Origin of the sequence: Streptomyces sp. NPDC057697, from assembly GCF_042799335.1 — a bacterium.
Classification (GTDB): Bacteria; Actinomycetota; Actinomycetes; order Streptomycetales; family Streptomycetaceae; genus Streptomyces.
On record NZ_JBHVJA010000002.1, the window covers coordinates 693353 to 713069 of the forward strand.

The window sequence follows — 19717 nt, forward strand, 5'->3', positions numbered from 1 at the left end:
CGGGTGGTGGTCCTGTGGGGTGGGGTCGTCTTTTTTTTTTTGTCCCCGGTGGTGGCTGTCCGGGGGGTCGGGGGGGGGAGTGCGCACTCCCGGGGCCCCGCGCGCGTGTGTGGTGGTGCTGCCCGGACGGGTCAGCCGAGCGGCAGGCCCTGGGTGGGCAGGCCGCCCTTGGTCGCGGAACCGGCGGCCTCGCCGAGGGTCCGGCCCGCGCTGCCGACGACGCCGCCCGCGGTCTTCTGCACGGTGGGCGTGGCCTCGGCGCCGGCCTTGCCGACGGTCTTGGTCGCGGCCGGGAGGGTCGTACCGACGATCTTGCCGCCGGTCTCGCCCGCGACCCGGCTGCCCTGCTGGGAGACGCCGTCGACCGTCTTGCCGAGACCGGCACCGTCGACGCTGGTCAGACCGCCGAGCTCCGGGGCCTGCGGGAGCCCGGCGGCACCCGCGACTCCGGCCGCGCCGACCACGGGGGCCGCACCCGCGGCGATCAGCAGCGCGGTACGGGCGATCCGGCGGGTCAGGGGGAGGGACATGATGCTCCTTCGACGGTATTTCGACGGTATGAGGAAGAGGTCCGTCCGTTGATCGGACGCAATGACAACCGTCGAAAGGGCGGGAGAGGTTGCGGTGGGCCGAGGTAAAGAGTCGGCAATGCGTCACATGATCTACCAGGGAGAAATGCGGGCGCACGCGACATTCCCAAGAGGCCGGGCGAACCGTCACTTCTCTTTTCCCGCAAGGGAACCGAGGGTCCGGCGCAAGCCGGTGGGAGGGGTAGTGCGAAGGGGGCGCACGAACGCGGCCAGATGACGCTCGCGGGCGATCGTACGAACTAGTGCGCGAGCTGGATCCGGACGTCGGTGGTGCCCGTTTCCCCGCGCTCCGTCCGCCAGCCCGACCCGGCCTTCCACACCCGGCCCGCGTACGAGACCTCGCCCAGGCGGAGTGCCTCCGACTGCGCGACCGCCCAGTGCGCGAGCTCCCAGCCGCGCCGGGCCGCGTCGCCGTCCCCGGCGGCCCGGGTCTTCGCCACCGGCACCGCGACCGTGCCCGCCGCCGCCGGACCGGCCGCACCGGCCCCCGGCGTCCTGCCCACCGAGGGCAGCACGTCCTTCCCGAAGGCGCGCACCAGCTCCGTCCGCACCTTCGCGGGGTCGGCGACCGCGGCCGTCACCCGCGGCGGCGAGCAGTTCAGCGAGGCGGGCGCACGACCGGTCAGCGCCGCCGCCAGCAGCGCCGCGTCCGGCTCGTGCTTCGCGTACGCCTGCGGGAAGGCGCTGCGCTGGACCCGCTGCGCGGCGACCGTCAGCGGCAGCCGCGAGTAGCCGGGGACCTCGGCCAGATGACGGTAGAACTCCCCGGCGGAGTACACCGGGTCCAGGATCTGCTTCTCGGTTCCCCAGCCCTGCGAGGGGCGCTGCTGGAACAGCCCGAGCGAATCCCGGTCGCCGTGCTCGATGTTGCGCAGCCCGGACTCCTGGAGTGCGGTCGCCAGGGCGATCGTCACGGCCCGCTCCGGCATTCCGCGCGAGGTGCCGACCGCGGAGATCGTCGCGGCGTTGACGGCCTGCTCCGGACTCATCCAGTACGTACGGCCCTTGCCGGACGAACCGTCGGCCGACTCCACGACACATCCCGCGACGCCCTTGCCGCCGGTGATGTACTGAAGGGTCAGATAGCCGCCGAGCGCGGCGAGCACGACAAGGGCCACAGCGATCCGAAGGAGGCGGCTGCGGCCGGTGTGTCGGCGGGCGGGGGAGGCGGTCCGGGGCACGGGCCCACCGTACTGGAGTGCTCCGCCGGGGCCGAGGGCCCAGGGCCCTTCGTCCGGGCCGGGAGAGCCCGGCACGGCCCGGAAGGGAACGCTCAGGGGCTCTTCGCCCGGATCGTCCGGGGGCGCGGTGTCCAAACCGCCCCGCCCCGCCCCGCCCCGCCCCGGTCCGCCCCGGTCCGGCCCGATCCCGGCGGCGCGGCCCGGTCCCTTAGGGTCGGTGCCATGCCCGAAACCACACTTGACCTCACCCTGGACGGCCCGGCGCTCACCGCGCGGCTCGTCGACTTCCCGTCGGTCAGCGGTCAGGAGAAGGAGCTCGCGGACGCGATCGAATCGGCCCTGCGCACCCTCCCGCACCTGACCGTCGACCGGCACGGCAACAACGTCGTGGCCCGGACCGGCCTCGGCCGGGCCGAGCGGGTGGTACTCGCCGGGCACATCGACACCGTGCCGATCGCCGACAACGTGCCCTCCCGGCTCGACGACGACGGGGTGCTGTGGGGCTGCGGCACCTCGGACATGAAGTCCGGCGTCGCCGTCCAGCTGAGGATCGCCGCGACCGTGCCGGAGCCCAACCGCGACCTGACCTTCGTCTTCTACGACAACGAGGAGGTCGCCGCGCACCTCAACGGCCTCGGCCACGTCGCCGAGGCCCACCCCGACTGGCTGGAGGGCGACTTCGCGGTCCTGCTGGAGGGCTCCGACGCCGAGGTCGAGGGCGGCTGCCAGGGCACCCTGCGGGTCTTCCTGCGCACCGAGGGGGAGCGGGCCCACTCCGCGCGCGGCTGGATGGGGTCCAACGCCATCCACGCCGCCGCCCCGATCCTCGCCCGCCTCGCCGCGTACGAACCGCGCCGCCCGGTCATCGACGGTCTCGAATACCACGAGGGTCTGAACGCGGTACGGATCGAGGGGGGAGTCGCCAACAACGTCATCCCGGACGCCTGCACCGTCGTGGTCAACTTCCGGTACGCGCCCGACCGGACCGCGGAGGAGGCCCTGGCCCACGTCCACGAGGTCTTCGCGGACTGCGGGGTCGCCGAATTCGTCGTCGACGACCACTCGGGCGCGGCCATGCCCGGCCTCTCCCACCCCGCGGCCCAGGCGTTCATGGCGGCGGTGGGCGGCACCGCCCGGCCCAAGTTCGGCTGGACGGACGTCTCCCGCTTCGGCTCCCTCGGCGTCCCGGCGGTGAACTACGGACCGGGCGACCCGCTCTTCGCCCACAAGCGCGACGAGCACGTGGTGGTGGAGCGGATCACCCACTGCGAGGAGCGGCTCCGCTCCTGGCTCACCGCCTGACCCACGGCATTCCCCTGTGCGTAACCTCCGTCGATCTACCCTGGCCTGACACGGATGACCACGGGTCCTCCGGGATCTCCCGGTCATCGATCGTCGTCGGAGGGAGCAGGTCATGGGCAACCCCGAGGGAGCACGCGCCCCTGAGGAACAGCGGCTCGGACCGGTACTGCGCCGCAGGGACCAGGTGCAGCCCGGCACCACCGACCAGCGGCTGCTGGACACCGAGGGCGACTCCGAGTGGGTGCACACCGACCCCTGGCGGGTGATGCGCATCCAGTCGGAGTTCGTCGAGGGGTTCGGCGCGCTGGCCGAACTGCCGAGCGCGATCAGCGTCTTCGGCTCCGCCCGCACCCCGGTCGGCACACCCGAGTACGAGGCGGGCGTACGGATCGGCAAGGCCCTGGTCGAGGCCGGCTTCGCGGTGATCACCGGAGGCGGGCCGGGCGCGATGGAGGCGGCGAACAAGGGGGCGCGGGAGGCGAAGGGCGTCTCGGTCGGCCTCGGCATCGAGCTGCCCTTCGAGTCCGGCCTCAACCCGCACGTCGACATCGGCGTCAACTTCCGCTACTTCTTCGTCCGCAAGACGATGTTCGTGAAGTACGCGCAGGGCTTCGTCGTGCTGCCCGGCGGCCTCGGCACGCTGGACGAGCTCTTCGAGGCCCTCACCCTCGTCCAGACGGGCAAGGTCACCCGCTTCCCCATCGTGCTGTTCGGCACCGCCTACTGGAGCGGTCTCGTGGACTGGCTGCGGGACACGGTGGTGGCGCAGGGCAAGGCGTCCGAGCGCGACCTGTTCCTCTTCCACGTCACCGACGACGTGGACGAGGCGGTCGACCTCGTGACGAAGGAGGTCGGCCGGTAGAGACGTCCGGGCGGACCCGGGACACGGGCCCGCCCCGCCCTCCCCGGGCCCGCGCGGCCCGTTCTCCGGGCGTCCTGTGCTGGTCCGCGTCGGGTTCGTGCGGTCTGTTCTCCAGGCGTCCTGTGCTGGTCCGCTCCGGGTTCGTGCGGCCCGCCCCCGGACGTCCTACGCCAGTCCGCGCCGGGCCACGGCCGGTTCCCGGTGCCCCGCGATGGACGCCACCATGTCCAGCACCTGACGGGTCTCGGCCACCTCGTGCACCCGGTACACCTGTGCCCCCAGCCACGCCGAGACGGCCGTGGTCGCCAGCGTCCCGATCACCCGCTCCTTCACCGGCCGGTCGAGCGTCTCGCCCACGAAGTCCTTGTTGGACAGCGACACCAGGACCGGCCAGCCGGTCTCCGTCATCTCGCCGAGCCGGCGCGTCGCCTCCAGGGAGTGCCGGGTGTTCTTCCCGAAGTCGTGACCGGGGTCGATCATGATCCCGTCGGGCCGCACCCCGAGCGCGACCGCGCGCTCGGCCAGCCCCACCGTCACCCGCAGGATGTCCGCCATCACGTCCTCGTACGCGATCCGGTGCGGCCGGGTGCGCGGTTCGGCGCCGCCCGCGTGCGTGCACACCAGCCCGGCGCCGTACCGGGCGGCGACCTCCGCGAGCTTCGGATCCACGCCGCCCCACGCGTCGTTCAGCACGTCCGCGCCCGCTTCGCAGACCGCCTCGCCGACGTCGTGGCGCCAGGTGTCGACGCTGATCACGACGTCCGGATGGCGGCGGCGCACCTCCGCGACGAAGCCCACCGTGCGCCGCGCCTCCTCCTCGGCGGTCACCTCCTCGCCGGGTCCCGCCTTCACGCCCCCGATGTCGACGATCGCCGCACCGTCCGCGATCGCCTGCTCGACCCGGGCGAGCGCCGGTTCGTCCCGGAAGGTCGCGCCCTGGTCGTAGAAGGAGTCCGGGGTACGGTTCACGATCGCCATGATCACCGGCTCGTGCGCACCGAATTCGCGCCGCCCCAGCCTGAGCGCACCGCTTCGCATCCCGTGTCTCTCCTCTGGATAGATGGCCTGTGTGGACGGATGGCCCGTGGGCCGCCAGCGACCCTAGTCCTTCGCGGGTCCGTCGCCCGCCGGGCACCGGCTGTCGGTGCCGCATGGCACGATCGGACCCGGACAGGTTTCCGCTCCCGGGGAGATGCGCGTGTTCTGGTTCTTGCTGGTGACGATGGTCGTGGTGGTGGCCGCGGTCACCCTCGCGGTGGTCGGCGGGGGGAGGAGCGCCGTCCTCCAGGACGTGGCGCCCGAGCAGCTGGCCGACCCGCTGCCCGCGACACGGCCGGTGGGCCGCGCGGACATCGACGCGCTGCGGCTGCCGGTGGGCGTGCGCGGCTACCGCATGATGGAGGTCGACGAGGCGCTCGACCGGCTCGGCGCCGAGCTCGCCGAGCGGGACGCGCGGATCGCCGAGCTGGAGTCGGCGCTGGCCGGTGCGCAGGCGACCGCGGTCGGCGGCCCCGGCCTCGTCGAGGACGCGGGGGAGCGGCCCGAGGACCGTCCGCGGACGCCGTGGGAGGCGGCCGGGCCGGACCGGGCGCCGGTGGAGGAACACCCCGGAGAGGAGCCCCGGCGATGAGCGGCGGCGCGGAAGCGGCCCCGGACGGCGGCCTGCGCTGCCCGTGGGGCCTCTCCACCGAGGACTACCTCACGTACCACGACACCGAATGGGGCCGTCCCGTCCACGGCGACGACGCCCTCTTCGAACGGCTCTGCCTGGAGGCCTTCCAGTCGGGCCTCTCCTGGCTGACGATCCTGCGCCGCCGGGAGGGCTTCCGCTCGGCCTTCGCCGGATTCAGGATTCCCGAGGTGGCCGAGTTCACCGACGCCGACAAGGAGCGCCTCCTCGCCGACACCGGCATCATCCGCAACCGCGCGAAGATCGAGGCGACCCTCGCCAACGCCAAGGTGCTGGCCGGCTGGAGCGCCGGTGAGCTGGACGAACTGATCTGGTCCCACGCCCCCGACGCGGCCGAGCGCCCCGTCCCGCGCACCCTCGGCGACGTCCCGGCGGTCACCTCGGAGTCCACGGCACTGGCCAAGGAGCTCAAGAAGCGCGGGGTGCGCTTCGTCGGACCCACGACGGCCTACGCCCTGATGCAGGCCTGCGGTCTGGTCGACGACCACCTGGCCGACTGCGTGGCGCGCGGCACCGGGGCGTAGGACCTGTCTTCGGACCGCCGCCCGCCGCCCGCCGCCCGCCGCCCGCCGTGCGGTGTCCGGTCTCCGGCCGGACGACGGTACTTCGAGGACAGGACCGGGGCCCGGCGGCTACCGGCCGAGGTACTTCGGCTTCTCCTTGTTCAGGAACGCCCGCACCGCAATGGTGTGGTCCTCGGACGTGCCGGCCCTGGTCTGGAGCTCGTACTCCTTCTCCAGCGCCTCGCTCAGCGTCCGGCCGGCGCCGTGGGCCAGGGACTCCTTGAGCGCGGCGTACGCCACCGTGGGCCCGGCCGCCAGGGCGCGGGCCACGGCGGCGGCCTCGGCGGCCAGGTCGGCGGCGGGCACCAGCTTGTTCACGATGCCCAGCTCATGGGCGTCCCGTGCGGAGACCGACCGCGGGAAGAGCAGCAGATCGGCGGCGCGGCTCTGCCCGATCAGGCGTGGCAGCGTCCAGGAGACGCCCGAGTCCGCGGTGAGGGCGACCCCGGCGAAGGAGGTGTTGAACGAGGCGGTGTCGGCAACCACCCGGTAGTCGCAGGCGAGCGCGAAGCCGAAACCGGCACCGGCCGCGACCCCGTTCACCCCGGCGACGACCGGCTTGGGCATCCCGGTGATGGCCCGCACGATCGGGTTGTAGTGCTCCCGCACCGTGCTCAGCGCGTTGCCGCTGCCCGACTCGCGGATGCGTTCGAGCGTGGCGACATGCTCCTTCAGGTCCTGGCCGACGCAGAACGCCCGCCCCGTCGCGGTGAGCAGCACGGCGCGTACGGCGGGGTCGGCCGCCGCGGACTCCAGCGCGTCACGGAGCGCCACCTTGGCCGCCGTGTTCATGGCGTTCATCGCGTCGGGACGGTTGAGCGTGATCGTCGCGAGTCCGTCGCTCACTTCGTGGAGCACGCTGTCCGCCGTCTGGTCGGCCATCTCGTTGTCCCCTTCGCACCTCGGGCCCTGCCTGTCCACGCAAGCATGGCCGACTCCGGCGGGAGCCGGCATGTGACCTGCGTCTAATAATCCGGCCCCGCCGAAGGGGCGCGGGCGGCGGAGTATCGCAGCCCGATCGCCGAATTGGGTGGTTTTGAGAGAGCGCGTTGCGCAAGCGATGCAGACCGATGTTGGTCATTGGGGTCTGTGATGCGGGATAATGGCCTGGAAGCAATGTGTTCGATGCCGGTGACACAGCGCCTGTCATGGGGCCGCCGGTTGCGATGAGCTGGTTTCAGGAAGGGGAACGAGCATGGCGGCCATGAAGCCGCGGACGGGCGACGGCCCGCTCGAGGTGACAAAGGAGGGGCGGGGCATCGTCATGCGCGTTCCGCTCGAAGGCGGCGGTCGGCTTGTCGTGGAGCTGACTCCGGACGAGGCAGACGCACTCGGCGATGCCCTCAAGAAGGTCGTCGGCTGAGCAGAGGCGCCCACACTTCATCACTGCCCCGGCACGCTGTCCGTGCCGGGGCAGTGATGCGTTCACGGGGGTCGGGCCGAGGGCGCCCAGGGGCGCGGGCGGGATGCCCGGCCCCGGGGCCGCGGGCGTCAGCCCCTGCGCACCGCGCACAGCAGCCCGTCGCCCACCGGCAGCAGCGTCGACATCAGCTCCTGGCTCTCGCGCACCGCGCGCAGCAGCTCCCGCAGCCGCAGCACCTCCGCGGGCTGCGCCGCGGAGTCGACCGTACGGCCGTCCGCGAAGACGCCCTCGAAGCAGACCAGGCCGCCGGGGCGCAGCAGGCGCAACGATTCAGCGAGACAGTCCAGGCTCTCCAGCCGGTCGCCGTCGCAGAACACGAGGTCGTAGCCGCCGTCCGCGAGCCGCGGCAGCACGTCCAGGGCACGGCCGGGAATGAAGCGGGCCCGGTTGGCGGCGTATCCGGCCGCCCGGAAGGCCTCGCGGGCGAACTGCTGGCGCTCGGGCTCCGGGTCGACGGTGGTCAGCACGCCGTCCGGCCGCATCCCGTGCAGCAGATAGAGCCCGGACACGCCGGTCCCGGTGCCGATTTCGGCCACCGCTTTGGCGTCCGTCGTGGCAGCGAGCAAGCGCAGCGCGGCGCCGGTACCTGGCGACACCGAGCGGAGCCCAGCCTCCCGGGCCCGGTCCCGGGCCCAGTGCAGTGCTTCGTCCTCGGCGACAAAGGCGTCGGCGAACGCCCAGCTCGTCTGCCGGTTGGCGGTAATGACCCTCTCCTGTCCCCGTAGTTGGCGCAACGGTGACTGTATCCGCTGCACCCGGGAACCCGCAGATGGGACCGGGCGTTATGAGGGGGCGGGGGAAAGCCGGTGGAAGCGGCCCGCGGATCGGGTCCCGTATTCCACCGGGCGGAGGTTCCCGGGGCGATCCCGGGCCCCAGCAGGAAAAAGGCTTATCCGGAGCTAACGGGCGAGGTGGCTATGGTAGGGGCTCCACTGGACACCACCAGAGCCGATAGGGGAGGTGCGGCTGCGCCTGTGGATCGGGGAGGAGTGCTGCGGCTGCGGCGCTTTCTCAGGTCGGCGGGTGAGCCGAAATCCGTGACCAACATTGCTGACCGTTCTTCCAACGACTCCGCAACGACCGCGACCTTCGCCTCGGATGCGGAATCCCAGGCGTGGACGCCACCCTCATGGGAAGAGATCGTCAGCACGCACAGCGGCCGGGTCTACCGCCTCGCCTACCGGCTGACGGGCAACCAGCACGACGCCGAGGACCTCACCCAGGAGGTCTTCGTCCGGGTGTTCAGGTCGCTGTCGACCTATACGCCGGGCACGTTCGAGGGCTGGCTGCACCGCATCACGACCAACCTGTTCCTGGACATGGTCCGTCGTAAGCAGCGGATCCGTTTCGACTCCCTCGGCGACGACGCCGCCGAGCGGCTGCCCAGCCGTGAGCCGTCCCCGCAGCAGGTCTTCAACGACACCCACTTCGACGCGGACGTGCAGCAGGCGCTGGACACCCTCGCGCCCGAGTTCCGTGCCGCCGTCGTGCTCTGCGACATCGAGGGCCTTTCGTACGAGGAGATCGCCGCGACGCTGGGCGTGAAGCTCGGCACCGTGCGCAGCCGCATCCACCGCGGCCGCTCGCACCTGCGCAAGGCGCTGCGGCACCGCTCGCCCGAGGCCCGTGCCGAGCAGCGCTCGCTGGCGGGCGCGGTCCTGGCGGGGGAGGGCGGAACGGCGTGAGCGGCACAGGTCCGACCCCCGCGGAACAACACCTGGGGGACCGCCTCGCCGCGCTTGTCGACGGCGAGCTGAAACACGACGCCCGTGACCGGGTCCTCGCCCATCTGGCGACCTGCGCCAAGTGCAAGGCCGAGGCCGCCGCTCAGCGGCGCCTGAAGAGTGTCTTCGCCCAGTCCGCCCCGCCGTCTCCGTCCGAGGGCTTCCTCGCCCGGCTGCAGGGCCTTCCCGGGGGACCGGGTGGTGATGACGACGGCCGGGACAGACCATTCGGCGGCTCCGGACGCTTCGCCGACGGGTTCTTCCCCGTGATGCAGCCGTCCGGCAGCGGCCGCACCGACGCCCCGGGGGACCGCCCGCTGGACGGCTTCGGCTTCCTCCCGGCCCCGCACGGCTCGACCGCCGTGCTCCCGGGCGCCCCCTCCCGGTCCGGCTTCCGGATCCATGAGGTGGGCCGCGAGGCGGAGCGGTCGCCTTGGCGCGGCCGGAGATTCGCCTTCGCCGCGGCGAGCGCCGTCTCGCTGGCGGCCATCGCGCTCGGCGGCGCCCTGCCGACGGGCGCGGGCATCAGCTCCGCGGCCCGCGCCACGGGCGGCGGAAACGCGGTGACCCCGCTCGACGCGCCCTCGCGCGGTGAGAGCGGCGGCTCGGCCGGCCGTCGCGGCGGCGGGGGCGGCCACGGCACGTTCAGCGCGCGGGGAGCGGGCGAGCGCCCGATCGCCACCACCCCGTCGGCCGTGCCCGGAGTCGGACCGGTGGCGCCCTCCGCCCCGCCCGCGGTGCTCTCCACCGCGAGCCTCGCGGGAAGCCCGTTCGCCGCCCAGGTGCTGACCAGTGTGTCCGCGCCGCCCCTGATACGTCCGACCGGCACCACCCCGCTCTTCGCCGAGGTGTTCGGGCGGCTCGCCGCACAGTCCCCGACGCCCTCCGCACCGCCGTCCGGGACGCAGACGTCGACGCCGCCCTGGGCACGCTCCTCGGCCTCGGGTCTTCCCACCCCCGCCGACCGTCGGCTGCCGCTTTCCTCCCGGCGCTGACCGGGACCTGCGCAAGTATTCGCAAACCTGGTTGAATTCCGGGAGCAGTTCCGGGAGGGACGCCCCAGTCAGGGCGTGCAGAGGCCAGTTGCGGCAGTTGCGGGGAGAGCATGGAAGACGGGAAGTCCACCGGGCCGAAGGCGAAGTGGTGGAGCCGGCCCACGCCGGGACGCACCCCCCGCACAGCGCCGGACGAGCCCTCCCCCGCCGAGGAGACGGCTCCCGCGACCGATCCGGCGGCCACCACGGCCGTCCCGGCGGCCGCCGATGACGGCGGGAGCCGTTCGGCGGCAGCGGAAGGGCATCCCGCCGACGCACCGCCCCGGCCCGCCGACGCCCCGCCCCGGTCCGCCGAGGCCGCGGCACCGGCCCGGCCCATGACGCCGCTGCACGAGCCCGACCAGTACAGCACCCCGCCCTACGGCGGACCCGGGCCCTGGGCGCCCGCGCCCCCCGTGCAGCGGCCGGTCCCGACCCCGGCGCACGGCACCCCCGTACCCCCGCCGTACGCGGGGACGAACGGCGGGGGCATCCCGGCGCCGCCCGCCCACGCCGCGCCCGCCCACGCCGCTCCCGTTCCCGGGCCGTCCCAGGCCGCGCCCGCGCAGGCCCCCGCCGGCTTCGCGCCTCCGCCCCACGTGCCCCAGCAGGCCCCGTCCCCGTCCCAGCAGCCCCAGCCTCCGGCGCCGTCGACGCAGTGGCTCCAGTACGACCCCTGGGGCGCGCCCCGCAGGCCGCTCACCACCCCGGGCCCGCCGCTCGGCGCCGACACCGGCCGCCGGAAGAGCCGCCGCGGCTCCCTCCTCATCGGCGCGGTCCTGCTCGCGCTGGTGGCGGGCGGCATCGGTGGCGGCATCGGGGCGTACATCGAGCGCAACGGCGGCCTCACCCGGGTCGAGCTCCCGCAGACCGGCCGCAGCACCGGCGGCCGTGCCCCCGACAGCGTCGCGGGCATCGCCGCCAGCGCCCTGCCCAGCGTGGTCACCCTCCATGTCACCGGCACCACCGAGTCCGGCACCGGCACCGGCTTCGTCCTCGACCGTTCCGGACACATCCTCACCAACAACCACGTCGTCGCCCCGGCCGGCCGGGGCGGTGAGATCACCGTGACGTTCAGCGGCGGGGAGACCGCGCGCGGCGAGGTCGTCGGCAAGGACAGCGGCTACGACCTGGCCGTGGTCAAGGTCACCGGCGTCTCCGGCCTCAAGCCGCTGCCGCTGGGCAACTCCGACAACGTGCAGGTCGGCGATCCCGTGGTGGCCATCGGCGCCCCCTTCGACCTGTCCAACACCGTGACCTCCGGCATCATCAGCGCCAAGGACCGGCCGATCACCGCGGGCGGCGAGAAGGGCGACGGCAGCGACATCAGCTACGTCGACGCGTTGCAGACCGACGCGCCGATCAACCCGGGCAACTCCGGTGGTCCGCTCGTCGACACCGACGCCCACGTCATAGGCATCAACAGCGCCATCCGCGCCGCCGACAGCGGCGCGTCCGAGGAGGGCGGCCAGGCCGGTTCCATCGGCCTCGGCTTCGCCATCCCGATCAACCAGGGCAAGCGGGTCGCCGAGGAACTGATCAACACCGGAAAGGCCACCCACCCGGTGATCGGCGTCACGCTCGACATGAAGTACACCGGGGACGGCGCCCGGGTCGGCTCGAAGGGCGCGGACGGCAAGCCCGCGGTGACCCCGGGCGGACCCGGGGCGAAGGCCGGGATCAGGCCCGGGGACGTCATCACCGAGGTCGACGGCCGGCGCGTGCACAGCGGCGAGGAGCTGATCGTCAAGATCCGCGCACACCGTCCGGGCGACCGGCTGGACCTCGCACTGACCCGTGGTGGTAAAGACCTGTCCATCTCTTTGACGCTCGGCTCGGCAAGCGGCACGTGACGGCCCCGGCACGCTACCGCGCGAGCAGTTTCGGCGGGTACCGTGGGCCGGGTCCGGACCTCGACCGACACGGTCTCGGAGAACACGAGGAGCAACAGGGTGTTCAATGACATAGGCGTACTCGAGCTGGCGACGCTCGCCATCCTGGGCGTGCTGATCTTCGGCCCGGACAAGCTGCCCAAGGTCATCCAGGACGCCTCGCGCTTCATCCGCAAGATCCGTGAGTTCTCGGAGAGCGCCAAGGAGGACATCCGTACGGAGCTGGGCCCGGAGTTCAAGGACTTCGAGTTCGAGGACCTCAACCCCAAGACGTTCGTCCGCAAGCAGCTCATGGAAGGCAGCGACGACCTGGGGCTGAAGGAGATCCGCGAGAGCTTCGACCTCCGCAAGGACCTCTCCGAGGTCGCCGACGCGGTGAACGGCCGGGAAGTGGAGTCCGCCGACTCCCGGAGCAGCGTGTCGAGCAGCGGCTCGGCGATCACCGCCGCCAACGGCTCGCCCGGGGCCCCGGACCTGCTCAAGAAGCGTGATCAGCCCGGCAAGGACGACCGGCCGCCGTTCGACGCCGACGCCACCTGACCCCTGCCAATCCCGGCTCGTCGGGAGGCTATGGCTATTCTCCATCTGTCCGGTTGTGAGTACGCCCGTCGGGGGGCGGGCCGCTCCGGACCCAACGGATCGAGGAGGCGGCCGGACAGATGGAGACCACGAGTCGGGTGGGCGCGGAAGATGCGCCGGGCACAGTCACCGAAGAGGGGGTGCCGGCGGCCCGGCGTATGGTCGACGGCTATCTGGCGGCCACGTTTCCCTGGTACGGACTGGACGAGGCCTTCACCGGCCCGCGCCGGCTGATGCAGGTGGGCACCGCCGCGGACGGCACGGTGCAGCACGGTTCGATCGGCCATGGTGACGAACCGTCGATCCGGACCGACACGGGCACCGAGAAGCAACGGTTCGCCGTCGTCGTGTCGATGGGCACCAGTCCGGTGCGGCGCAGCGGTGACGGCACGGGCGTGCTGGACGCGACCACGGTGTCCTCCGCCGCCTGGCTGGCCGGGTCCGGTCTGCTCGCCTGCACCTGGCCTCCGCAGATGGACCACGCGCTGCGCGACGACTGGCTGGACCAGCAGACGGAGACGGCGTTCGAACTCGCCGACGACCTGGACGGCCCCGCGTGGTCGGTGCTGTCGCTGCCGGTGGACGGCGTCCCCGTGCCGTTCCACTACCGCGAGTCCGCGTACGGCTGGGTGCTGGCCGGGTCGGCCCAGGGCGGGGTGTACATCGGGGCGTACGGGCGCGGGATGAGCGCCTACGGGCTCGGGTTCTCGGTGATCGGCGACATCACGACGTACGCCTAGCTTCTTTCGGCCGGGCCGGATCGGGGGCCGGGGCACACGAACCCGGCCCGATCCGAACGCGGGGCCCGGCGGGTGGACGCGCACGGAGCGGTGACCGGCCGGAGCCGGTCACCGCCCGTCGTCTCAGAACTTGTTGCGCGGGGTGATGCCCAGCGACATGCCCGACAGACCGCGCTGACGGCCGCCCAGCTTGTCCGCGATGGTGCGCAGCGCCTTGCCGGCCGGGGAGTCGGGGTCGGACAGGACGACCGGCTTGCCCTCGTCGCCGCCCTCGCGCAGCCGTACGTCGATCGGGATGGAGCCCAGCACGGGCACCTCCGCGCCGACGGTCTTCGTCAGCCCCTCGGCGACCCGCGCGCCGCCCCCGGAGCCGAACACGTCGACCATCTCGTCGCAGTGCGGGCACGGCATGCCCGACATGTTCTCGACGACGCCGACGATCTTCTGGTGGGTCTGCACGGCGATCGAACCGGCCCGCTCGGCGACCTCGGCCGCCGCCTGCTGCGGGGTCGTGACGACCAGGATCTCGGCGTTCGGCACGAGCTGGGCCACCGAGATCGCGATGTCGCCGGTGCCCGGCGGCAGGTCGAGCAGGAGGACGTCGAGGTCGCCCCAGTACACATCGGCGAGGAACTGCTGGAGCGCGCGGTGGAGCATCGGCCCGCGCCACACCACCGGGGCGTTGCCCGGGGTGAACATGCCGATGGAGATGACCTTCACGCCGTGCGAGGACGGCGGCATGATCATGTTCTCGACCTGGGTGGGCTTGCCGTCCGCGCCGAGCATCCGCGGCACGCTGTGCCCGTAGATGTCCGCGTCCACGACACCGACCTTGAGGCCGTCGGCCGCCATCGCGGCCGCCAGGTTCACCGTGACCGACGACTTGCCGACGCCGCCCTTGCCGGACGCGACCGCGTAGACCCGGGTCAGCGAGCCGGGCTTGGCGAACGGGACCTCGCGTTCCGCCGTGCCGCCGCGCAGCGAGGACGCGAGCTCCTTGCGCTGTTCGTCGCTCATCACGTCGAGCGTGACGTCGACCCGCGAGACGCCTTCGACGCGGGCGACCGCGTCCGTCACGTTCTTCGTGATCGTCTCGCGCATCGGGCAGCCCGAGACGGTGAGGTAGACCGTGACAGCGACCACACCGTCGGCATCGATCGCGACCGATTTCACCATGCCGAGTTCGGTGATCGGGCGGTGGATCTCCGGGTCGTTCACTGTCGCCAGTGCCTCAAGCACCGCGTCTTCCGTAGCCATACCTCGATAGTACGGGTGAGCGCGGCGCTTCCCGAGGGGCGGCTACGTGTGAGTAGCATCCCTCAGCGGTCCTCGTCGCTCTCGGCCGGGAGAGGGGTGCGCCGGTCGTCGAGGTCCTTCGCGAGATCTTCCAGTTCGGAGCGGATCCAGTCGCGGGTGGCGACCTCGCCGAGCCCCATCCGCAGCGAGGCGATCTCCCGGGTGAGGTACTCGGTGTCCGCGATGGAGCGCTCGTTCTGCTTGCGGTCCTGTTCGTGGGTGACCCGGTCGCGGTCGTCCTGCCGGTTCTGCGCGAGCAGGATCAGCGGGGCCGCGTACGAGGCCTGGAGCGACAGCATCAGCGTCAGGAAGATGAACGGATACGGGTCGAACCGCAGGTGCACCGGGGCGAAGACGTTCCACAGCAACCAGACGACGATGACCAGTGTCATCCAGACGATGAACCGTCCGGTGCCCAGGAAGCGGGCGATCCGCTCGGAGAGCCGGCCGAACGCCTCGGGGTCGTAGTCCGGCAGCAGCCGCCGGCGCGGGCGCTTGGGCTGGTCGAGCCGGGGCCGGGGCGGGCGCGTGATGCCCGAGGCCCCCGGCGGCGTCTTGGAACGCTCCTCAGCCGCCATGGGCGACCCCCGCCGCGCTGTGGAAGCCGGTCTCCCGCCAGTCCTGGGGCAGCAGGTGGTCGAGGACGTCGTCGACCGTCACCGCCCCGAGCAGCGACCCGCCCTCGTCCACCACGGGCACCGAGACCAGGTTGTACGCGGCCAGATAGCTCGTCACGGCCGGCAGCGGGGTGTCCGGTCCCAGGGGGACGAGATCGTTGTCGACGATCGAACTGACCAGGGCGTACGGAGGGTCCCGCAGCAGCCGCTGGAAGTGCACGGTGCCCAGGTACTTGCCGGTCGGCGTCTCGTCGGGCGACCGGCACACGTACACCTGGGCGGCGAGCGCCGGGGAGAGGTCGGCCTGCCGGACCCGGGCGAGCGCGTCGGCGACCGTGGCGTCCGGCCGGAGAATGATCGGCTCGGTGGTCATCAGACCGCCCGCCGTGCGCTCCTCGTACGACATCAGGCGGCGCACGTCGGCCGCGTCGTCCGGCCGCATCAGGGTCAGCAGCCGCTCCTTGTCCTCCTCGGGCAGCTCGGAGAGCAGGTCGGCCGCGTCGTCCGGGTCCATGGCCTCCAGGACGTCGGCGGCGCGCTCCTCCTGGAGCTTGCCGATGATCTCCACCTGGTCGTCCTCGGGCAGCTCCTCCAGGACGTCGGCGAGCCGGTCGTCGTCGAGCGCGGCGGCGACCTCGGCCCGCCGCTTCGGCGACAGGTGGTGCAGCGCGTTGGCCACGTCCGTGGGACGCAGCCGCTCGAAGGTGGCGACCAGGGACTCCGCGCCCTGCCCCTCCTCCTCCAGCGAGAACCCGCTGACCGCCGACCACTCGACCGTCAGCGTCTCGCCCTTGCGGCGCAGCGCCCCGCCCTTGCCCTTGCGCACGAAGTACTTGTCGATCTCCCAGTCGCGGCGGGCCGGGAGCTGCTGGACGGAGACGTCGAGGACGGTGACCTCCTCGCCGGTCTCCACCAGACGGACCCGCCGGTCGAGGAACTCGCCGAACACCAGGCGTTCGGTGGGCCGCTGCTCGAAGCGCCGCATGTTGACCACCCCGGTGGTGATGACCTGGCCGGACTCGATCCCGGTGACCCGGGTCATCGGGAGGAAGATCCGGCGGCGGCTGAGCACCTCCACGACGAGGCCGAGCAGCCGGGGCGGCCTGCCGCCGACCCGGAGCATCGCGACCAGGTCGCGGACGCGGCCGACCTGGTCGCCGTTGGGGTCGAAGACCGGTACGTCGGCGAGGTGCGAGACGAAGACCCGGGAGGTGCCTGTGGCCACCGTGCGCCTCCTTCTTCCGTGTACGACTTCTCCGACTGGTTCGTTTGGCAGTCAATCAACCGTTATGACGGGATCAGGCTAGCCCGTACCGCTCCGGGCTGTCCGGTGGAGCCGTCCGTACGGCTCCCTGCCGGAAGGCGGATCCGGCACGGGTACGCTGCCGTCTGCCACCCACCGCGATGCAGATGAGAGGCAGTGCGTCCGTGACCTCCTCCGTTCCCCCCGTCCGGGCCCGACGCCGGACCGCTCTCGCCGCCCTGCTCTGCGCGGGGCTGGTCACAGCCCTCACGGCCTGCGGCGAGGATCCGGACGAGGGGACCAACGGCGTCGGCAAGCTGGACGCCACGGAGATCGAGAAGAGGACACAGCGGGCGGCGGACTCCGCCGACGCGGTGCGCCTCGCCGGGACGCTGGTCAGCAAGGGCGGCACGTACAAGCTCGACATGCAGCTCAAGGGGGACGGCGGCACCGGCTCCGTCGTCTCGAAGGACAGCACCTTCGAGTTGCTGCGGATCGGTGACGCGCTCTATCTGAAGGCGGACTCCGGGTTCTGGAGCCACGAGGAGAAGCCCGGCACCGACGGCGGGGCGGGCGGCGCGGCGGCGGACAAGCTCCAGAACAAGTACGTCAAGGTCCCCCAGGACGACCCCACGTACAAGCAGCTGCGCGGCTTCACGGACAAGAAGACGCTGCTCGACGGGATACTGACGCTGCACGGCACCCTCAACAAGGGCGACCGGCAGACGGTCGGCGCGACCCGGACCGTCCAGATCATGGGCGGCAAGGGCGAGGGCGGCCTGCTCGACGTCGCGCTGGAGGGCAAGGAGTACCCGCTGCGCTTCGCGCGCGGCGGCGGCGGGGGCACCGTCACCCTGTCGGACTGGGGCAAGAACTTCCCGCTGGAGGCCCCGGCGCAGGTGGACACCGTCGACTACGGGAAGCAGCTGCCCAGGACCGCGTCCTGACGGCGGGCCCCGCAGCGGCGGGGGCCCGGGGCGTGTACCGGAAGTCCCGTCCGTCCGGCGGTGTCCGGCACGCTCGCCGCGTTGTCGGGGCCACCCCGATGCATCCGGTGTCAGGGCGGCGGCCCTTCGCGTTGCGATCGCACGCACCGGACACCGCCGGGCCCGCGCTTCGGTCGGACGGAGCCACTTGTGATGCACGCCCTCGCCGGGTCAGCCCCTGCGTCCGCGCTTCAGCAGGCGCGGCAGCCCCGCGGGCACCGGTCGCCGGGTGGTCGCGGGGGTCGGCAGCGGTGCAGCGGCCAGGGAGCCGTCCGGCAGCTCCGTACGGAACTCACCGGGCACCAGCCGCAGCACCCGGCACTCGCGCGCCCAGCGCTCCGTCATCAGCTCGGCGTCCGGCGCGTTCAGCCGCTTGCCCTTGAGCTCGGCGACGGCGGACTCCCACCCCTCGGAGTGCGGGGCCAGCTCCGTCACGGCGGCCGTCCAGGCGACCAGCCGGCCGCCCTTGTCCTTGCTGCGCACGGTCACCTCGGCGGAAGCGCCGTCGGCGAGCCCGGCCGGGAGCGGCTGCTCGCCGGGGCCGTCCCCGACCAGATGCGCCGCGCCCTCGTGCCAGACGTGCCACAGCGCCCGCGCGGGGCCGGTGCCCCGCACCCAGATGAGGCCGGACTTCTTCGTGGCCTCCTCGACGAGGGCCCGGCCCAGCGGCACGTCAGCGGCAGCAGCAGTCATGCCCGCACTCTAATGGGACCGGGCGGGAGCGGTGTCAGAGCCAGCCGTTGCGCTTGAGCGTGCGGTGGATGGAGAAGCAGACCACCCCGATGACGCCCAGCACCATCGGGTAGCCGTAGGTCCAGCGCAGCTCGGGCATGTGCTTGAAGTTCATGCCGTAGACGCCGCAGATCATCGTCGGCACGGCGATGATGGCCGCCCAGGACGTGATCTTGCGCATGTCCTCGTTCTGCGCGACGGTCGCCTGCGCCAGGCTGGCCTGGAGGATCGAGTTCAGCAGCTCGTCGAAGCCGATGACCTCCTCGTGCACCCGTGCCAGGTGGTCGGCGACGTCACGGAAGTACTTCTGGATGTCCGGGTCGATCAGCCGCATGGGCCGTTCGCTCAGCAGCTGCATCGGCCGCAGCAGCGGCGACACCGCCCGCTTGAACTCCAGGACCTCGCGCTTCAGCTGGTAGATGCGGCCCGCGTCCGAGCCGCGCGGGCTGCCCTTCGCCGGGGTGGAGAAGACCTCGATCTCCACCTCGTCGATGTCGTCCTGGACGGCACCGGCCACCGCGATGTACCCGTCGACGACATGGTCCGCGATGGAGTGCAGGACGGCGGAGGGGCCCTTGGCGAGCAGCTCGGGGTCGTCCTGGAGCCGGTGCCGCAGCGCGCGCAGCGAGCCGTGGCCGCCGTGCCGCACGGTGATGACGAAGTCCCGGCCCGTGAAGCACATCACCTCGCCGGTCTCGACGACCTGGCTGGTGGCGGTGAGTTCGGTGTGCTCGATGTAGTGGATGGTCTTGAAGACGGTGAAGAGCGTGTCGTCGTACCGCTCCAGCTTGGGTCGCTGGTGGGCGTGGACGGCGTCCTCGACGGCGAGCGGGTGCAGCCCGAACTCCCGGGCGATACCGGCGAATTCCTCCTCGGTCGGCTCGTGCAGGCCGATCCAGGCGAAGCCGCCCTCCTCGCGTACCTGGAGCATCGCCTCGTGCGGGGTGCGGCAGGTGCCACTCTCCAGGCGGCGCCCGTCGCGGTAGACCGCGCAGTCGACGACCGCGCTGGAGGCGGAGGGGTCACGGGTGGCGTCGTAGGTGCTGTGCAGGGCGTTGCTCTTGCGCAGGGACGGGCGCACGGCGGCGCGCAGGTCGCGGATCATCGACATGGCTGGCTCCTTCACGGAGGGCCGTCGGCGGGCACGTGGAACAGCCCGGAATGAGGACGTGTGCTCACGTCCGCAAAGCGGGCGGCACCGCGGCGGCGCGATGACGGCGTTCGCTACAGACAGGCTTTGCTACGGGCAGGCAAAGGGAAGTG

At 72.4% G+C, this 19717-nt stretch carries 21 protein-coding genes; 11 read left to right on the plus strand and 10 right to left on the minus strand.

Going from position 1 to position 19717, the window contains the following annotated elements:
- Window positions 1-131: 131 nt before the first annotated feature.
- Window positions 132-530, minus strand: coding sequence for an ATP-binding protein (locus ACFVFH_RS08075; RefSeq protein WP_383764989.1), 399 nt, complete (start codon window positions 528-530; stop codon window positions 132-134).
- 299 nt (window positions 531-829) lie between these two features.
- The gene (locus ACFVFH_RS08080) at window positions 830-1771 is read right to left on the minus strand and encodes a hypothetical protein (RefSeq protein ID WP_383764992.1); all 942 of its coding nucleotides are present in this window, start codon (window positions 1769-1771) and stop codon (window positions 830-832) included.
- Between the two features lie 222 nt (window positions 1772-1993).
- Between ACFVFH_RS08080 and dapE the strand changes: the two genes are divergently transcribed.
- On the plus strand, window positions 1994-3073 hold the full coding sequence (gene dapE, locus ACFVFH_RS08085; protein WP_383764995.1) for a succinyl-diaminopimelate desuccinylase: 1080 nt from the start codon (window positions 1994-1996) through the stop codon (window positions 3071-3073).
- A 112-nt stretch (window positions 3074-3185) separates the two neighbouring features.
- A complete protein-coding gene (locus ACFVFH_RS08090; RefSeq protein ID WP_383764998.1) occupies window positions 3186-3935 on the plus strand; it encodes a TIGR00730 family Rossman fold protein in 750 nt (249 codons plus the stop codon).
- Window positions 3936-4100: 165 nt separating this feature from the next.
- On the opposite strand, the gene folP is transcribed toward ACFVFH_RS08090, so the two are convergent.
- Complete coding sequence (folP, locus tag ACFVFH_RS08095) at window positions 4101-4973, minus strand: dihydropteroate synthase (RefSeq protein ID WP_383765001.1); 873 nt, start codon at window positions 4971-4973, stop codon at window positions 4101-4103.
- Between the two features lie 160 nt (window positions 4974-5133).
- On the opposite strand from folP, the gene ACFVFH_RS08100 reads away from it, so the two are divergent.
- On the plus strand, window positions 5134-5565 hold the full coding sequence (locus ACFVFH_RS08100) for a DivIVA domain-containing protein (RefSeq protein ID WP_383765003.1): 432 nt from the start codon (window positions 5134-5136) through the stop codon (window positions 5563-5565).
- On the plus strand, window positions 5562-6149 hold the full coding sequence (locus ACFVFH_RS08105; protein WP_383765006.1) for a DNA-3-methyladenine glycosylase I: 588 nt from the start codon (window positions 5562-5564) through the stop codon (window positions 6147-6149). Before ACFVFH_RS08100 ends, ACFVFH_RS08105 begins: the two co-directional genes overlap by 4 nt.
- A gap of 108 nt (window positions 6150-6257) precedes the next feature.
- Here the strand turns inward: ACFVFH_RS08105 and ACFVFH_RS08110 are convergent, their stop codons facing one another.
- A complete protein-coding gene (locus ACFVFH_RS08110) occupies window positions 6258-7070 on the minus strand; it encodes an enoyl-CoA hydratase/isomerase family protein (RefSeq protein ID WP_383765009.1) in 813 nt (270 codons plus the stop codon).
- A gap of 313 nt (window positions 7071-7383) precedes the next feature.
- Here ACFVFH_RS08110 and ACFVFH_RS08115 point away from each other — a divergent pair, with 313 nt between their 5' ends.
- Window positions 7384-7551 (plus strand): DUF3117 domain-containing protein, encoded by a 168-nt coding sequence (locus tag ACFVFH_RS08115; protein WP_003966491.1) that lies wholly within the window; start codon window positions 7384-7386, stop codon window positions 7549-7551.
- A gap of 128 nt (window positions 7552-7679) precedes the next feature.
- Here ACFVFH_RS08115 and ACFVFH_RS08120 read toward each other — a convergent pair whose 3' ends face one another.
- Complete coding sequence (locus ACFVFH_RS08120) at window positions 7680-8345, minus strand: O-methyltransferase (protein WP_383765012.1); 666 nt, start codon at window positions 8343-8345, stop codon at window positions 7680-7682.
- Window positions 8346-8528: 183 nt separating this feature from the next.
- On the opposite strand from ACFVFH_RS08120, the gene sigE reads away from it, so the two are divergent.
- The 5 genes from sigE to ACFVFH_RS08145 all read left to right on the plus strand — a co-directional run bounded on the left by sigE (window position 8529) and on the right by ACFVFH_RS08145 (window position 13580).
- The gene (gene sigE / locus ACFVFH_RS08125) at window positions 8529-9296 is read left to right on the plus strand and encodes an RNA polymerase sigma factor SigE (RefSeq protein WP_383765013.1); all 768 of its coding nucleotides are present in this window, start codon (window positions 8529-8531) and stop codon (window positions 9294-9296) included.
- Window positions 9293-10330, plus strand: coding sequence for a zf-HC2 domain-containing protein (locus tag ACFVFH_RS08130; RefSeq protein ID WP_383765016.1), 1038 nt, complete (start codon window positions 9293-9295; stop codon window positions 10328-10330). The genes sigE and ACFVFH_RS08130 overlap by 4 nt, the downstream gene beginning before the upstream one ends.
- A 110-nt stretch (window positions 10331-10440) precedes the next feature.
- Window positions 10441-12222 carry a S1C family serine protease gene (locus tag ACFVFH_RS08135; RefSeq protein WP_383765019.1) on the plus strand — a complete coding sequence of 594 codons (1782 nt, stop codon included), beginning with the start codon at window positions 10441-10443 and terminating at the stop codon, window positions 12220-12222.
- A 99-nt stretch (window positions 12223-12321) separates the two neighbouring features.
- Complete coding sequence (locus tag ACFVFH_RS08140) at window positions 12322-12801, plus strand: sec-independent translocase (RefSeq protein ID WP_383765022.1); 480 nt, start codon at window positions 12322-12324, stop codon at window positions 12799-12801.
- Between the two features lie 119 nt (window positions 12802-12920).
- Window positions 12921-13580: a hypothetical protein gene (locus ACFVFH_RS08145; protein WP_383765024.1), complete on the plus strand. Its 660-nt coding sequence runs from the start codon at window positions 12921-12923 to the stop codon at window positions 13578-13580.
- Between the two features lie 123 nt (window positions 13581-13703).
- Here ACFVFH_RS08145 and ACFVFH_RS08150 read toward each other — a convergent pair whose 3' ends face one another.
- From ACFVFH_RS08150 to ACFVFH_RS08160, 3 genes are all read right to left on the minus strand, one after another.
- Window positions 13704-14837: an Mrp/NBP35 family ATP-binding protein gene (locus tag ACFVFH_RS08150; protein WP_383765026.1), complete on the minus strand. Its 1134-nt coding sequence runs from the start codon at window positions 14835-14837 to the stop codon at window positions 13704-13706.
- Window positions 14838-14899: 62 nt separating this feature from the next.
- Window positions 14900-15454, minus strand: a complete 555-nt coding sequence (locus ACFVFH_RS08155; protein WP_383765028.1) for a DUF1003 domain-containing protein — start codon at window positions 15452-15454, stop codon at window positions 14900-14902.
- Window positions 15444-16718: a magnesium transporter MgtE N-terminal domain-containing protein gene (locus ACFVFH_RS08160; protein WP_383765029.1), complete on the minus strand. Its 1275-nt coding sequence runs from the start codon at window positions 16716-16718 to the stop codon at window positions 15444-15446. The genes ACFVFH_RS08155 and ACFVFH_RS08160 overlap by 11 nt, the downstream gene beginning before the upstream one ends.
- A 203-nt stretch (window positions 16719-16921) precedes the next feature.
- Here ACFVFH_RS08160 and ACFVFH_RS08165 point away from each other — a divergent pair, with 203 nt between their 5' ends.
- Window positions 16922-17683, plus strand: coding sequence for a hypothetical protein (locus ACFVFH_RS08165; protein ID WP_383765031.1), 762 nt, complete (start codon window positions 16922-16924; stop codon window positions 17681-17683).
- A 210-nt stretch (window positions 17684-17893) separates the two neighbouring features.
- Here the strand turns inward: ACFVFH_RS08165 and ACFVFH_RS08170 are convergent, their stop codons facing one another.
- Window positions 17894-18415, minus strand: coding sequence for a hypothetical protein (locus ACFVFH_RS08170; protein ID WP_383765032.1), 522 nt, complete (start codon window positions 18413-18415; stop codon window positions 17894-17896).
- 34 nt (window positions 18416-18449) lie between these two features.
- Window positions 18450-19565 carry a magnesium and cobalt transport protein CorA gene (locus ACFVFH_RS08175; RefSeq protein WP_383765034.1) on the minus strand — a complete coding sequence of 372 codons (1116 nt, stop codon included), beginning with the start codon at window positions 19563-19565 and terminating at the stop codon, window positions 18450-18452.
- Between the last annotated feature and the right edge of the window lie 152 nt (window positions 19566-19717).